Here is a 14,471-nt window from a genome sequence, read left to right on the forward strand (position 1 = left end):
ATACTGGCAATGGCCGATAGCAGGCCGTGGGACTAACCGCCGCGTTCACTCCCAGGGGACCGACCGCTCTTGAATCTCGCCGGCTAGCGAGGTTTGCATGGCTTCTTCGACGTCCTCGGCGTTCGCGAGCGTCCACATCAGTTTGACTTTCGCGGTTCCGGGTAAGGTGTCGCCGGCCTCGATTACGCCGGCCTCGAGCAGGTCGCGGCCGGTGTCGTAGACCCGATCACAGACCCGGCCCTCGAGACACTGGCTGGTCATCACGACCGTCGTCCCGTCCTCGATCAGCTCCTCGATGCGAGGGATGAGATCGGTGTGGACGTGGCCGAGTCCCGTCCCCTCGAGCACCAGGCCCGCAGAGCCCTCGATGACGTCGAGGAAGGCGGGGTCCATCCCGGGCGTGAACTTCAGTAGTTCGACGTCGCTCTCGAGGTCGGGTTCGATGGCGAGGTCGGCCTCGCCGCGTTCTCCGTGCTCGCGGTGGAACTCGATCGCGTCGGTTCCGTCGTCGGAGAGCGCGTCGTAGTCGACCGCTCCCAGGGGTTCGGCGCCGACGGTCTCGAAGGCGTCTCGACGGGAGGTGTGGTTCTTCCGGACGCGCGTCCCGCGGTGAAGCGCACAGACGTCGTCCGATTCGGAGCCGTGCATACAGACCAGCACCTCGGCGCAGTCGCTCTTTGCGGCCTCGACGGCGCAGACGGCGTTCATGACGTTGTCCGAGGACGGTCGGTCCGCCGAGCGCTGGCTCCCGGTGAAAACGATCGGCACCGGCGTCTCGAGGGCGAACGAGAGGATCGACGCGGAGTACTGCATCGTGTCGGTGCCGTGCATGACGACGACGCCGTCGGCGCCGGCCTCGATCTCCTCGTAGACGGCCTCGGCGAGGTCCTGCCAGATCGGCGGCTCCATGTTCTCCGAGAGGATGTTCGCGACGACGCGCCCGCGGTAGTTCGCCCGCCCCGCCAGGTCCGGAACCGCGCGCAAGACGTCCTCGGCGTCGAACTGCGCCGTGACGGCACCCGTACGGTAGTCGACCGTCGAGGCGATCGTCCCGCCGGTCGAGATCAGCGAAATCGTCGGCAGGTCGTCGTCGAACTCGATCTCGGAGGCCTCGTCGCTGTCGCCCACCGAATCGGTTCCGTCAATCTCGTAGACGTCCTCCGCGAGCACCTCGACGTCGGCTTCGGCGCGGTCGACGCCGACGTTGTAGCCGCCCTCGAGTTTCACCACGAGATGGTCGTCCGTACTCGAGGGGAGCAACACGCCCTCGTACGTGCGGTCCGCGCGGTCGACGCGAACGCGGTCGCCTGGGTTCATGCGTGGGCGTTGCGCGCCGGCGGACTTCAAGCCACGCTTTCGTCCTCGGACGAGAATTCCCACGTGCCGGCGGCTCGAGTACGGAACGCTGTTCCGATTTACCGGTGGCCTCACAAGACGGGCTCCGATCGCGCCGGAACTGACGTCCAGCGGACCGACTTACGCGAGGATCCCGACGAGAACCAGTCCGGCCCCGCCCAGAAGGAGTACGCCGATGATGAGCGCCGTCAACAGTCGAATCGACGCCAGTGCGTCCTCGCTCAGATCGAGTCTCGGATAGAGGTGGCGTGCGGTGTAGAGCAATCCGGCGCCGGCGGCGAGGGCGATCGCCCCGAACGCGACCAGTTCGACGTTCACTCCTCGACATACCAGCCGATCCGTGAAAAAACGTGTTCACATCTTCACGGGCCGAGCGTCCGGAATCGTCTCTCGAGGACCACGCGGATATGGGAAAGCTCCATGGTGCTCGCCGGCCACCGTTCGAACATGGGAGAGCGTTCGGACGAACTGACCGAGAGTCCCGACGCGGACGCCCCGTCGACTGACGACCTCCTCGAGGAGACCGAGCAGTTGCTCTCTGAGACGGGCACCGAGCCCGCGCCGGCCGACCACCGGGATCGGTCGTCCACGTCGCCGTCGACGCCCGGCGAGACCGACGGCGCCGACACATCGCGCTCGTGGTGGCCGTACTCGAGAAGCGGGGAGTCGAGCGAAACCGCCCAGACGAGTGACTCGGGTTCCGGACGCCTCTCGAGGCTCCGGCCGAGTCGATCGCTCGGCGAGTACTTCTCGCCGAAGGCGTTTCTCGCCGTGTTGGCGCTCGTCTCCGTCGGGCTGTTCGTCGGCGGAACGGTCCTGCCGATCGGCGCCCTCGGTCGGTTCGTCGGCCTGTTGGCGGTCGCCTTCCTCATCGGAGTGCTCACCTCGAAGCGGCGCTACCTCGAGCTATCCGTGGCGGGGACGGCCGCGGGTGCGTTGACGACGGTGCTTTTCGATCTGCCCCTCGCCATCGCTGGCTCGGGGCGGACGCTGCTCTTCGCCGGCGCGGTCGCGGGGCTCGTCGTCTCGGTTCTCGGGTACTACTTCGGCCGCGACCTTCGCGACGGCCTCTCGCGGGACGTCGAGTAGGCGACCAGTTGGCTCCGTTCGAACGCACCGTTCCCTCGTAGACGTGTACCCACCGTTCGAGCGGGTTTCCCCGGCCACGCTCGAACGCGAGAACTGATCCTCGAGCGACGAAGCGCTCGACGACAGGCATCCACTTCTCGACGGGCGACCGACCCCAGTTCACATTCTGAAGAATCGTCGATCACAGAGTTTCGAATCGAAGGGGAAATCGAGGAAAGCCGGCCACTCGTAAGTCGACGAGTATGATCGCTACAGGTAACGATCCGAGAACGGAACGGGTGGACGAACGGATCGAAGGGGTCGTTCCCGACGGACCGTCGCCCTCGATCGACCGACCGACGAACCGGATCCTCGGAAGCGCTCGCCTCGGTTCTCACGATCGGTTTCTCGACCGATGACGGGGGACTCTCCCTCTCCGTTCGATTCGACGGGGCGATCGGAGTTTCCGATGTTCGAGCTACTCGAGGCGACCGACGATGAGGTGGTCGCAATTCGGTTGCACGGGGGCTCTCTCGAGGGCTATCGAGCGCTGTACGAACTGCTCGTCGAGAAGACCGACGCGTACGGAACGGTTCACCTCTACGAAGAAACCACGAACTGGACGTTGTCGACGTACCTCTCACACTACCACGGACTCCTCCCGGATCTCCGATACGGACCGAAATTCGACATCGACCGCCACGCCGCCGTCGGCGACTCCGCCCTGGCGAAACTCCTCCACTACCAGTGGCGGGCCGTCGCACCCGTCTTCCCGGTGAGCCCGGCGGAGATGCGATACGACGAGTTGTCCGCACGCGGCGACGCCCTCGAGTGGGTGAAGATGGGAACGGACGATTCCGACCGGTGAGGGCTGCTTACCGGTTGCTTCGGTTTTCTTGAACGTCTCGAGAATCACGAACGCGGGCGGAGTCTCCTCGGCATCGAGTTCGATCAGTCGACAACCGGATCTCCCGTGAATTCGGCGTTCGCCCCGCGCTCGCTGGCCGTCGTCTCGCGGTGTTCTCGAGGAATATTCCCCGAGAGCGAAGACGTTGCCGACGATTTCGACCGGCTCTCGGTGTTCGAGGAGGTCGGCTCCGTTTTCCACCCCCAGCTCGGGAAAACGGAGGCGATGTGGACGGGACCGGTACGAGCGCGGCTGGGCGACGCTCCGTCTGCGGTTCGTTTGTTCGACGTCGCTGAACAAAGCGGGAATATATTTGAGAGACTTTCTTAACGAAACGTCGGTCTCGAGTCCCGGAATTTTGGCATCGAAACCGACCTCGAACGAGGTCCCACATCTCCGACGGCAATCACTGCTACCGACCCGTTTGGCGGCCGTGAGCGTCGAACGATACGGCGATGCGACCCGAAACCCGATACGCGACCGCCCGATCACTCGTCCCGAACCTTCGTGGGGGACGAGGCCGAAACGACGGGCGAGCGTGACCGAAGCACTGAACGGTCTGGTCGACGATAACGGGCGACTCGAGCACCGAACGTGCGAGTTCTGCGGCGAACGCGTCCCGACGGTCGCCTACCGGGAGCACTTGACCAAGGTGTGCCCGGGATCGTAACCGGCGGTCCGAGTCATACGGTTTACTGTCAGTCATTTCCGCCACAACCTCGACCCGGGCGGCAGTTGCAGCGGTGGACTCGTTGCACTCCCCCACCGAGACTCGTCTCACACGGTTCGACTCACTGCCGGTACATCGTTACAGCAATCCATATCAGGTGCTCGAGCGCAGATCGGCGGCGATCTCGAGCAGTTCCGTCGCCGCAACGCAGTCGATGCAGTAGGTCGGGAAGTAGGCTCGGTTTACGGTATACGGCGTTTTTCACCTGCCATCCCACGTCAGGGAATCGGTGTGAGGGAACTCGCGTTTCGCCGTCTGTGGTGGGTTGTAGTACCGTGACTCGATCTCGTAATACCCAAACTCGGGTGGAATGCGGGCACACGCCGCTGCCAACCGTTCGTCGGCCGTGTGAGTGATAACGCGAATCCGTACATTGCGTTCGAACAACCGGACAGCCAACGCGACCAGCGACGCATCTCGCCAGTTGTTCGTCACCGGATACTTGCTCCGCCGATTCAGGAACTCATCGGCGAGGTGCCGAGCCGCCTCGACCGGTTCATCGACGGTATCGAGGGCGTCGGTTCGATCGCCAGGAAGCGGCGTCGCGACGCGGACCCATCCCGCTTCGATTGCGGGATCGAGATACGGATTCACCGGGGTCTCAGCGGTTCCGTGGTCCGCGAGTTCGTGGTAGACTGTAGCGGGCACCCACAGTTCAGTTCCGGCGTTTTTTACGGCGTCTTCGAGCGAATCGAGGCGCGAATTCGGGTGTTTTCCCACACTCCGAAAGATCACCGTATCCACGACGTTTGCGGTGTACATTCGTCGCCGGCAGTCACTCGTCAGTCGATTCCTCGAGCAGGCTGTCGGATCCACCTGCGACGTCGTCCGGGGTGTACGTCGTCGGGGTGGGGTCCTCGTCACCGAGGTCACGGATCTCGTAGATCGCTTCGACGATGTCGTAGGCCGTTCCAGACGACAGCTCCGCCAGCGTCGCGAGTTGTCGAACGGTGACCTCGCCCTCGCTGTGAGCCGTGACGAGGTCGTAGGCGAGCGCGAACGTCACGAGACCGTGGTCCTCGAGCACGCGCTCGATCACCGGGAACTCGTCCGCATGTGCGATCGCGCAGACGAGTTCGGGAGTGATCGACACCTCGACGTCACGCACCGTGAGAGTCATCTCGAACGCCTCCGCTTCGTACGCTCGCGTTCCATCGCTATCTCCGACCTCGGTAACGAGGCCCGCGCGCTCTAACTTCCGGAGGTATTCGTACACCGTCTTTTTCGACACGTCTGCCCGCTCCGTGAGTTCGGGGGCCGTCCCAGCGGCCGAGCGATAGATGTCCGTATAGAGGGAGGCGAGATCCGCGTTGGAAAGCAGCTCCGTAAACGTGGGGACGCCGGCGATCAACTCCGGAGTGTCGCCCGCGTTCCGCACGTGTTCCGTGTCGTAGCTCATGTCGTGATGAGTTACGAAACTCGAAACTGTAAGTGTTTGGTTCGACCCACGTTCTCGGCCGTTCCCGTTTCCCTTCGACTGGCAGGTGTTCGACGGCGCTTTCGCTCGAGGTCCGGTTGGATCTCCCGGCCAAACGGCCGAGCATCCGGATACCTGCTTCTCGAGTGAAGGAATCTCGAAACGGTGCACTCTCGAAAACCCGTGCCAATAAAGTACACGTCAGCTGAACGTAAATTATACTATGAGGTTCCTGAGGGAAACTGAAACGCGAATCAAAGCCGTCCTCGCGTGTTTCGCTCTCTTGGCCCTTCTAAGCGCGGTCTTACTCGTAGAACACGACACGAGTCCGGTCGTATGGCTCTGGGTCGGAGCCTCTGCTATCGGTGCAGTTCTTCTTTCGGGACCGGTGGCGAGGAGTATCCGTGGTCGAATGTCTCCCGAACGCCGTGGTGCCCTTCGAGTTATCGCGTTGGTTTTCTTCTATTTCGCCGCACTCGTTCTGAGCGTCGAGCTTCAGCTCAGGGGATTACACCACCTCCTCTATGCGATGGTACTCGGAGGCTCCATCGGATACGGACTCGTCCTCGTGTCGACCGATCGCTTCTCATAACGGCTCCCAATACGTGTCTTCGCTGTCGAAGCGAGAATACGCGGAAGAACTCGTGAAGTGTTCTCTGAGACGGCAGGGCCGTGCTCAGTCTGCGTCCCTCGAGCGCGCACCTGTCGCAATCTCGAGCAGTCCTATCGCCGCGACGCAGTCGGGACAGCAGGGCTTGGTCACGGCGTTGTAGGCGTCTGCAACGCCCGGCCCCGGCCGTGCGTCGAGGCGAATCCAGCGCTCGCCCTCGAGTGGCCGATCACAGCGGTAGCAGATCAGCTCGGGGTTGGAAGCGCCGGAATCGTCGCTGTCCGAACCGTCGGGGTTGTGGGCGGACGATTCGTCGGGCCTGTGAGCGGACGACTCGAGACTCGAGTCGTCGGTCGATCCGTCGGGACTCGTGCTCATCGACACCACCGCCGCCGGCCGGCTTCGGCGTGGCCGCTCCGTGAACTCGAGCGTGCATCAGTGGGCGGACTCGAGCGTGCATCCGTACGTGAACTTGAGTGTGCATCAGTGGGCGGACTCGAGCCTGAATCGAGGCTCCGGTGGCTGTAGGGTTCCGTCAGCTGGTCGTCTGCGATACTAACCGCTCGTGCGAGACCTTTTTGTCTCGATGGCAGTAATGGAAGCATGGCATCCGTTGTGACCGCAATGGAAGCCACGTCTCGGGTGTCTCACCACCCGGGGCATTTCGTACGCATGCCCCCGCGTCTTCGTGTGGAGGTGACTTCCGTTGTGACAGTCTCTCAAGGAATGTAATATATTTACTGGAATTTTGGTGGAGAGAATGGGCTGATACCGACGTGATTTCCGGACAGATCTCGTCAACGCTCGCTCGAGCGTCGATCCCGAATCTCGTGGATTTTCCGCAACTCCTGGTTCAGCGTCCCGTAGTGGTCGAGCAGATCCTGTGCTGTGACGATACCACAGACGTCGAGTTTCTCGACGACGACGAGTTTCTTGATCCGCTCTTCTCGCATTCGTTTTACAGCGAACCGGATTCCCCGATTCGGATCGACCGTCTCGAGGGGATGGCTCGCGACTGCTCGAATCGGTATCTCCGCAAAGGACTCTCCCGACCGGTAGCCGGCCTCGATGAGATCCGATTCGGTGACGATCCCGTAGGGATCGCCGTCGGTCGTGACGACGACGCTCCCGACGTCGTTGCGGATCATTAGCTCCGCTACCCGCCTCAGTGACGTGGTGTTCTCACACGAGATCACGTCCTCGGTCATCACGTCCCGAATCTGGGCGCATATGACTCGAGATTGCGATTACGGCGTGAAGATTCTTGCCCGGCGTCCTATCAACCGTGGCGAACTGAATACGGAGGATGAGTTCGGTGCGACGGGTACACTTGTTTCATACAGAATTGTGTGAATTATCCGTTCAATCGGCATTCGTATTGGTCGGATCGCTCGAGTAAGTCGAAGAGGTGGCAAACGTTGTGCTATCGTGACAACGGGGAGTAGCCACGCCCTCCCCAGCCGATTCGCTCCCTTCGGTCGCTCATCCCTCGCGCGTTTTCGTCGAGGGTCTCGTTACCACTCGCCCCTCGACAGCGCACGCCACCGCAACTCGGAGCGGCATAGTGGGACCGGTACCGTCTTCGCCTGTATCCACTACGGCTTTCCCACCACCGATAGCTGACAGACGTCGCTTACGTTCGCATACGTGGTGCGTCGACCAAATACTGAAAATCACCGCTCGAATGGGGTCAGACGCCCCGAACCGCTCGAGTCACTTCTCTTCGACGTGGCGAATCTCGCACGCGATGCCGCGCGTGCTCGCTTCCATCTCCCGGCCGAACATCTCTGCACGACCCACACCGAACGCTTTGGGCCCCTCGACGACGACCTCGTCACCCACGCGAATGTCCTCGTCGGCGTCGACGACGCCCGGCGCGAGCACGCTCCCGTGGGGGACGAAGCCGTCGATTTCGACCCGACGCACTGGCGCGTCGCTGTCGACCCAGCGCCTCGCACCCTCGAGCGTGAACGAGAGCGTGCCGTACTGGGGCACCATCGTCGCGAGCTGGGTGTCCTCGCGGTCGCGAACCTGGATCTTCGGGTATCGGCTGGTCGTCTGGATGTCTTCGAATAACTCGTCACCGGCGCCGTCGCCGAGCAGGTAGTCCGCGATCGCCCGGACGGTGTTGTGCTCGCGCTCGCGCTTCGAGTACTTGAGTTCGCCCGACAGCGCCTCCGAGAGATTCGCAAGCGACGTCTCGTCCGTGGGGTGACCGCCTCGCGGGACGGTGTAGGTGATCTCGAGGTCGTCGCCCTCCCACGACTCCTCGACCCGTTCGACGATATCGCGGTAGCCCTCGTCGGGGACGTGTGCGACCACGTACGGGTAGGTGTCGGCGTTTCGCTCGAGGTACCGACGAAGCACGTTCGCGACGAACTCCTTCTCGTCCTCGGACCACCGCCCAGTCACCACGGTGTCGTAGTGCTGGGCCGGATACGTGGTCTCGAGTTCCTGGGGAACGACGCCGATCGGGCTGGTCATCGAGACGAGATGGGCCCGCCACTGGATCGCGTCGTGGAACTGGCGGTGGCTCTGTGACTCGCTGTAGGGTTTCGCAGCAGAACACGGCACGAGCACGAGCGGGTTCTTGAACCGATTCCGGTACCGGCTCGTCACCCGGTCGGCGTAGCGCTGGATCTCCACCCGCCGGAGGGTATCCTCGGTCGCCGCCGAAATCTGGGCGTCCCGGAGGATCGGAGTGCGCTCCTCGAGATAGCCCCACTGCGAGTCGAGTTCGCGCATCGCGGCGGTGAGCCACTGGTCGTGGCGGGCCTGGCCCTCGAGATAATCCCGGAGTCGGCCGTCCCGAATCCGTCGGCGGACGATCCCCAGTTCGGCCTCGAGCGCGTTGACGTTGTGTTCGGCACAATCCTCGCGGGTGAACTCCTCGCGCGGTTTCTGACAGACGGGACAGGTACAGGGCAGTTCCTCCAAATCCTCGAGGAAGTACGCCTCGTCTGTCGTCAGGTATCGTCCCTGGGTCCCCTTCACGATGGCCGCGGTCGCGTCGAACAGGTCGACGCCGGCGTAAGCCAGCAAGGCGACGTTTCGCGGCGTCGCGACGCCTGAAAAGTACAGAGCGGTGTCGGCGGGGATCGCCTCGCGGACGGAGACGACGGCATCGACGAGCGCCGCGCCGTGGCCCGTGATCGACTGGACGTCCGAGACGGCGTAGGCGTCGGTTCCGTGGTCCGCGGCGCCCTCACTCGAGATCACCGCGACGCTCGGGTAGTCGACGTCGGGGTACTCGACGGCGAACGACTCTTGGACCTCCTCGGCGGTGCCGCCGGGAAACGCCCGATGGGGCAAGACGGTGAGCGTCGAGTCGTCACCCTCCGGAATCTCTCGGTCCGCACTCCACAGCGATCCGGCGTCCGCTACGACGTCGTCGACGAGCGCGGGCGTCGAAATCGGCGACTCGAGGCGAAGCTCGCCCACGCGCGCCGCCCCGTCGCGCTCGTGGACCTCGAAGTAATCGGTCATACCGGACATGACCGGGGAACGCGAAAGAGGCTATCGGTCGCAGGCCGAGACGTTTCCCGCTGCGTTCGGCCCTCTTTTTGCAGTCTTCCGTGTTCAATCTCCTCACAGCTTTCCACAGTCTACCGCGTTCAATCCACTCACAGCGACTATCCGCCGACCGAACCTGCCGACGGATCGTGGTGTGTCGTCTCCGTTTCGCGAGTCGGCCGACATCGATGGGTTCGTCCCGGGGAGACCATTTTCCCGCTCGGTGTGGGAGAACGACGCATGTCGGTCTCCGCTGACGGGACACGTTCGCCGGACATAACCACGTTACTCGAGTGCGACCCCGAAACGGACGATTCAGGAGGGCGGTGAGCCGGTGTCCACCCACGTCAATCCCGACCTCGTCGTCCTCGTCGCGGCTATCGTCGGACTCGGCGTCGCGGCCCAGTTTCTCGCGGCGAAGTACCGGGTGCCGAGCGTACTGTTCCTCGTCGTCGCCGGCATCGTAATCGGGCCAGAAGGGGTCGGCCTCGTCACGCTCGAGGCGGTCGGCGGAACGCTCTCGACGATCGTCGGAGTGAGCGTCGCGATCATCGTCTTCGAGGGATCGTTCCGACTCGAACTCGCGGGGATCGGGAATACGCCGAGGGCGGTCGGTCGGCTGGTGACGATCGGCGCGGCGATCGCGCTTTTCGGAACCGCGGTGGCCGTCCGAGTTCTTCTCGGGCCGAGTTGGGATATCGCGTTCCTCGTCGGTGCGCTGTTGGTCGCGACTGGCCCGACGGTCATCACGCCCATCCTCGCCGTCGTTCCCGTCCGCGAGGAGGTCGCGACGACACTCGAGGTCGAGGGCATCGTCAACGACGTGACGGCCGCGATCCTCGCGACCGTCCTCTTCAAGGCGATGACCGCTCGCCACCTCGCACCCGGCGGGTACGTCATGCTGTTCGTCGAGCGTCTGGCAACCGGGATTCTGATCGGGCTTCTCGTCGCCGCGGCCGTCTGGATGCTCCTTACTCGCGTCGAACTCTCGGCTCGCGCCGCACCGCAGACGGCTCGACTGCTCGTGTTCGCCGGCGCGGTCGTCGCCTTCGCCGCCGCCGATTCGATATTTTCGGAAGCCGGAATCGCGGCCGCGGCCACCGCCGGGTTCACCCTCGGAAATCTCGAGTTACCCCACCGCGAGAGCATCGAACAGTTCAAACGCGACGTGACGGTGCTCGTCCTCTCGTTCGTCTTCATCACGCTTGCGGCGTTGCTCGAGTTCGCGGAACTGCTCGCGCTGGGTGTGGCCGGGCTCGCGGTCGTCGTGATCTTGATGGTCGTCCTCCGTCCTCTGCTCGTTTTCGTGTCGACGGCGGGGGACGTCTTTACGGTGCGAGAGCGGCTCTTTATTAGCTTCGCCGGGCCTCGCGGAATCATCCCCGCGTCGGTCGCGACCCTGTTCGCCATCCGTCTCCGGACGGACGCACCGCCGACGGATCCCGCGGGCGCGGATATCCTCCTCGGAACGGTCTTTCTCGTTATCCTCGTGACCGTCGTCGTCGAGGCGGGTTTCGCGAGACGGATCGCTGGCGCGCTCGGCCTGCTCGAGGTCGGCGATCGCTCGAAGGGGTAAACGTCGGACCGGCCTTTCCCACCCCCGTCCGGGACTGATCGACGGTTCCACGCTGACTCTCTCGAGTCCGTCCAGCGCGGCCCCACGCCGACACCGCTGACCGCATTCAGAGCGGTTATCCGCCCTCGAGGGAAACCGGAGGTATGCTCGAGGTCTCGGACTCGCTTCTCGGCGTCGGTCTGGCGGTGGTCGGCGCGCTGGCGTTTGCAGGGCAGTTTCTCTGCGTCCGGCTTGGGACCGACGAGGGAGAGGTCGGGGATGCCGTGTTGGTCGTCTTGCTGTGTAACGTCGCGCTCGTGGCGGCGCCGACGCTCGTCCTGTACCCGCCGCCGTACACCTCGCTGTTTACGCCCGTCTCGTTCGCGTCGTTCGCGGCGGCCGGAATACTCGGGATGTTCGTCGCGCGACTGTTGATGTTCGAGAGCATCCAGCGCATCGGCGCGAGCCTGACGTCGCCGGTGATCGCCTCGAACGTCCTCTTCGCGACGATATTCGCCGTGGTCCTCCTCGACGAGCGACTGACCGCGGTCCACTTCGCCGGCATCGTGTTGATCGTCGTCGGCCTGGCAGTCGTCTCCTGGGAGACCGCCGCCTCGACGAACGGTGGGCAGTCGATCCGCGAGACCGGCGCCCCGCTCGTGTTGCCCCTCGCCGCCGCCGTCTGTATCGGCCTCGAGCCGATCTTCGTCTCGGTCGGGCTCGCGGCGGGAACCGCGATCCTCCCCGGACTGACGGTGATGGCCGGAACGGCGACCGTCGGCTTCGCGACGTACCTCGTGGCGACCCGATCGGTGCGCCGGATTCCCCTTCGAACCGCGTCGATGGCGTGGTACCTCGCCGCCGGTCTCTCCACGACGATCGGCTTCGTCGCCTACTTCGCCGCCCTCGAGGTCGCACCGGTCGTCCTCGTCATGCCCTTGTTACAGCTGACGCCGCTTCTCGTCGCCGGCCTCTCCGTCGCCTTCCTTCCGCGACGGCTCGAGCGGGTGACCTGGCGCGTCGGCGCGTCGGCGTTCGTCGTCGTGGTCGGCGCGACGGCCGTCTCGCTGTCGGGCTGAGGATACTGTCCGACCAAGAATCGGCTGAGGATACCGACAAAAAAGCGATTACGCGCGACCGAGGTACGCCGCCGTCGCGGACGTGTGTCCGCGATTGAACGAGAGCACTTTGAACCGGATCACGTCGGTCTCCTCGAGCCCCGGCGGAAGGTCCTCGACGAAGACGACAAATCCCTCGACCTTACAGACCGCTCGCTTCTCCCCCGAGTGGTGGTCGGCGAACTCGTAGACTGCTGACTCGCGTTCGTCGCCGACGGCGACCGGCGGCTCGCGCCCCTGTGCCTCCTGGTGGCGCTCGAGTGACTCGCGCTCGCTGGCCGACCGGCTTCCGCCGCGAAACCGCCGGATCAGCCACGATCCGAAGAGGACGATCACGATCGCCCCGAGTATCAGCGACGCTACGCCGAGCATACCGAATGTGGGCGGCGCTCGCCTCTTTGCTGTTCTGGTATCGTCATCCGCCGGTGCTCTGCCGGTTCGGGAGACCGCGAGCAAACCGTCACGTCACTCCTCGTCGGCTTCGAAATCGATCGAATCCACGCGTTCGGGAACCGTCTCGAGAACGTCCTCGGGCCACCCTCGATGGCCGAGCGCGAACTCGGTCTCCGGGTTCGCCTCGACGAGTCGGCGGATTCCATCGGCGGCGGCCCGAAGCGCCGCGTGATCCGTCCGGTCGGGCACCTCCGCCGTCAGCGGGTAGCTCTTCGAGAGCGCCCGCGGGAACGGCCCGAACGGCGCCTCGACGCGCCAGGACTCGTCGAACTCGTCGCCGCGAGTCGGTTTCCCTTCGGTCAGAAACAGCGAATCCGGGACGGACAGCCGCTCGAGTCGGCGGTGATGGCGCACCACTTCGGGTCGGCGGGCGCTCTCGTTGGAGACGTAGAAAAAGGAGCCTTTCGAGACGGGGTCAGTGCGCTCCAGTTGGTCGGCGTGGTCGAGTAGTGTGCGGTAGCCGTCGAGCATCGTCGGGTGGGCGCGGGCGCGTTCCTCGACGAGTTCGAGCAGATTGCCGGTGCGGATCGCCTGCTTGATCCGACGGATCTCCGCGAAGGTGACGTGGAGGTTGTGGGCCGCGAGTTCCTCCTCGCGGCGTTCGTCGTCGAGTGCGCGGAGTTCCTCGGGGGAGTACTCGGTGCAGACGGGACACGAACAGGGGAGGTAGTCGAGGTCCTCGAGGTGGTGGGTGCCGCTGACCGTCAGGTAGCGGTCGTCGCGGGCGTACAGCGCGTACGCGGCGGAGTCGAACAGGTCACAGCCCATCGCAACGCCCAGCGCGAACATCATGGGGTGGCCGGCGCCGAAGAGGTGGACCGGCGCGTCGGCGCCGAGTCCTCGCTTTGCGCCCGCCACCACGTCGACCACGTCGTCGTAGCGGTAGTCGTTCATCAGCGGAACCACCGCGCCGACGGGGAAGACGTCGAGATCGGTCGCGTCGGCGTGGCGCCCCGCGTCCTCACGAAGGTCGGGATACGTCGAGCCCTGGACCGGCGCGTTGACCAGCATATCGCCCGTGTCGACGGTTTCGGCGATCTCGAGGCGTTCCTGCGTGGTCTCGAGTTCGGCCTCGGCGCGCTCGCGGGAGACGTCCGGCGGCGTCGGGATGTCGACCGGCGTGCCGATATCCGAGCCGATCTCGTACTGGAACTCGAGAATCTCCTCGGTCGTGACGTCGATCTCGCCGTACTCCGCCAGTTGGAAGGAGCCGGAGTCGGTCATGATCGCGCCGGGGAAATCCAGTAAGTCGTGGAGGCCGTCGGCGAGTGCGCGCTCGCGGACGTCGTCGGTGCCGTAGACGATGTAGGAGTTCGTGATGAGGATCTCGGCGCCGAACTCCTCGGCAAGCCGGCGGGGGCTGATCGTGTCCAGGTTCGGGTTGATCACCGGGAGCAGTGCGGGCGTCTCGACGGTGACGTCGGCTCGCGGTACGGTGAGCCGGCCGATTCGCCCACCAGCGTCGGTGTCCCTGATTTCGAAGCACTCGCGCATCGACCGTCAGTTGGCGCGTCCGACGTAAGTCAGTGAAGGTTTTCGACCGGTAGTGTGGACGAGTCGGTGACTCGCCGAGTCGGCGGGGCGCGGGTCCGACCGTAGGTCGTCCGTTCTCCGACAGAGGGATACGTTGCGGCCAACGCAAGCACAAGGGGTACCCTCCGTTGGTCGATCCGGACACTTCCGACAATCCGACCGTTCGGGAGCCGTGAACGTGGAAACCGACATTAGTGATTCGGACTCGAGT

Annotated in this window: 14 protein-coding genes; 5 read left to right on the top strand and 9 right to left on the bottom strand. The window is 64.3% G+C overall.

Annotated elements, in window-relative coordinates; all coding sequences use genetic code 11:
• Positions 1-45: 45 nt before the first annotated feature.
• Both gatD and AB7C87_RS15185 read right to left on the bottom strand, forming a co-directional pair.
• Positions 46-1,317 (bottom strand): Glu-tRNA(Gln) amidotransferase subunit GatD, encoded by a 1,272-nt coding sequence (gatD, locus tag AB7C87_RS15180; RefSeq protein WP_369730330.1) that lies wholly within the window; start codon positions 1,315-1,317, stop codon positions 46-48.
• Between the two features lie 159 nt (positions 1,318-1,476).
• Positions 1,477-1,674, bottom strand: a complete 198-nt coding sequence (locus tag AB7C87_RS15185; RefSeq protein WP_369730331.1) for a hypothetical protein — start codon at positions 1,672-1,674, stop codon at positions 1,477-1,479.
• Positions 1,675-1,803: 129 nt separating this feature from the next.
• On the opposite strand from AB7C87_RS15185, the gene AB7C87_RS15190 reads away from it, so the two are divergent.
• From AB7C87_RS15190 to AB7C87_RS15200, 3 genes are all read left to right on the top strand, one after another.
• Positions 1,804-2,445 carry a DUF8526 domain-containing protein gene (locus tag AB7C87_RS15190; RefSeq protein ID WP_369730332.1) on the top strand — a complete coding sequence of 214 codons (642 nt, stop codon included), beginning with the start codon at positions 1,804-1,806 and terminating at the stop codon, positions 2,443-2,445.
• 242 nt (positions 2,446-2,687) lie between these two features.
• Entirely contained in the window at positions 2,688-2,843 is a 156-nt protein-coding gene (locus AB7C87_RS15195; protein WP_369730333.1) for a hypothetical protein, read from the top strand.
• Positions 2,844-2,893: 50 nt separating this feature from the next.
• Positions 2,894-3,292: a SpoIIAA family protein gene (locus AB7C87_RS15200; protein WP_369730334.1), complete on the top strand. Its 399-nt coding sequence runs from the start codon at positions 2,894-2,896 to the stop codon at positions 3,290-3,292.
• Positions 3,293-4,262: 970 nt separating this feature from the next.
• Here the strand turns inward: AB7C87_RS15200 and AB7C87_RS15205 are convergent.
• From AB7C87_RS15205 to arcS, 5 genes are all read right to left on the bottom strand, one after another.
• Positions 4,263-4,823, bottom strand: coding sequence for a PIN domain-containing protein (locus tag AB7C87_RS15205; protein WP_502260533.1), 561 nt, complete (start codon positions 4,821-4,823; stop codon positions 4,263-4,265).
• A gap of 13 nt (positions 4,824-4,836) precedes the next feature.
• Positions 4,837-5,460 (bottom strand): ArsR/SmtB family transcription factor, encoded by a 624-nt coding sequence (locus tag AB7C87_RS15210; protein WP_369730336.1) that lies wholly within the window; start codon positions 5,458-5,460, stop codon positions 4,837-4,839.
• Between the two features lie 694 nt (positions 5,461-6,154).
• On the bottom strand, positions 6,155-6,466 hold the full coding sequence (locus tag AB7C87_RS15215; RefSeq protein WP_369730337.1) for a hypothetical protein: 312 nt from the start codon (positions 6,464-6,466) through the stop codon (positions 6,155-6,157).
• Positions 6,467-6,885: 419 nt separating this feature from the next.
• Positions 6,886-7,296, bottom strand: a complete 411-nt coding sequence (locus AB7C87_RS15220) for a CBS domain-containing protein (protein WP_369730338.1) — start codon at positions 7,294-7,296, stop codon at positions 6,886-6,888.
• Positions 7,297-7,801: 505 nt separating this feature from the next.
• Complete coding sequence (gene arcS / locus AB7C87_RS15225) at positions 7,802-9,574, bottom strand: archaeosine synthase subunit alpha (protein ID WP_369730339.1); 1,773 nt, start codon at positions 9,572-9,574, stop codon at positions 7,802-7,804.
• Between the two features lie 361 nt (positions 9,575-9,935).
• Here arcS and AB7C87_RS15230 point away from each other — a divergent pair, with 361 nt between their 5' ends.
• Together AB7C87_RS15230 and AB7C87_RS15235 are read left to right on the top strand one after the other, a co-directional pair.
• A complete protein-coding gene (locus AB7C87_RS15230; protein ID WP_369730340.1) occupies positions 9,936-11,177 on the top strand; it encodes a cation:proton antiporter in 1,242 nt (413 codons plus the stop codon).
• 143 nt (positions 11,178-11,320) lie between these two features.
• Complete coding sequence (locus tag AB7C87_RS15235; protein ID WP_369730341.1) at positions 11,321-12,235, top strand: DMT family transporter; 915 nt, start codon at positions 11,321-11,323, stop codon at positions 12,233-12,235.
• A gap of 48 nt (positions 12,236-12,283) precedes the next feature.
• Here the strand turns inward: AB7C87_RS15235 and AB7C87_RS15240 are convergent, their stop codons facing one another.
• The gene (locus AB7C87_RS15240; RefSeq protein ID WP_369730342.1) at positions 12,284-12,646 is read right to left on the bottom strand and encodes a TRAM domain-containing protein; all 363 of its coding nucleotides are present in this window, start codon (positions 12,644-12,646) and stop codon (positions 12,284-12,286) included.
• A 93-nt stretch (positions 12,647-12,739) separates the two neighbouring features.
• A complete protein-coding gene (tgtA, locus tag AB7C87_RS15245) occupies positions 12,740-14,221 on the bottom strand; it encodes a tRNA guanosine(15) transglycosylase TgtA (protein WP_369730343.1) in 1,482 nt (493 codons plus the stop codon).
• Between the last annotated feature and the right edge of the window lie 250 nt (positions 14,222-14,471).

Origin of the sequence: Natrarchaeobius versutus, from assembly GCF_041205745.1 — an archaeon.
In the GTDB taxonomy this organism is placed as follows: Archaea; Halobacteriota; Halobacteria; order Halobacteriales; family Natrialbaceae; genus Natrarchaeobius; species Natrarchaeobius versutus.

Bases quoted from the DNA above. Each gene is read 5' to 3' on its own strand.
- gatD (WP_369730330.1), bottom strand. From the start codon at position 1,317: ATGAACCCAGGCGACCGCGTTCGCGTCGACCGCGCGGACCGCACGTAC.
- AB7C87_RS15190 (WP_369730332.1), top strand. From the start codon at position 1,804: ATGGGAGAGCGTTCGGACGAACTGACCGAGAGTCCCGACGCGGACGCC.
- AB7C87_RS15195 (WP_369730333.1), top strand. From the start codon at position 2,688: ATGATCGCTACAGGTAACGATCCGAGAACGGAACGGGTGGACGAACGG.
- AB7C87_RS15200 (WP_369730334.1), top strand. From the start codon at position 2,894: ATGTTCGAGCTACTCGAGGCGACCGACGATGAGGTGGTCGCAATTCGG.
- AB7C87_RS15205 (WP_502260533.1), bottom strand. From the start codon at position 4,823: ATGTACACCGCAAACGTCGTGGATACGGTGATCTTTCGGAGTGTGGGA.
- AB7C87_RS15210 (WP_369730336.1), bottom strand. From the start codon at position 5,460: ATGAGCTACGACACGGAACACGTGCGGAACGCGGGCGACACTCCGGAG.
- AB7C87_RS15215 (WP_369730337.1), bottom strand. From the start codon at position 6,466: ATGAGCACGAGTCCCGACGGATCGACCGACGACTCGAGTCTCGAGTCG.
- AB7C87_RS15220 (WP_369730338.1), bottom strand. From the start codon at position 7,296: ATGACCGAGGACGTGATCTCGTGTGAGAACACCACGTCACTGAGGCGG.
- arcS (WP_369730339.1), bottom strand. From the start codon at position 9,574: ATGACCGATTACTTCGAGGTCCACGAGCGCGACGGGGCGGCGCGCGTG.
- AB7C87_RS15235 (WP_369730341.1), top strand. From the start codon at position 11,321: ATGCTCGAGGTCTCGGACTCGCTTCTCGGCGTCGGTCTGGCGGTGGTC.
- AB7C87_RS15240 (WP_369730342.1), bottom strand. From the start codon at position 12,646: ATGCTCGGCGTAGCGTCGCTGATACTCGGGGCGATCGTGATCGTCCTC.
- tgtA (WP_369730343.1), bottom strand. From the start codon at position 14,221: ATGCGCGAGTGCTTCGAAATCAGGGACACCGACGCTGGTGGGCGAATC.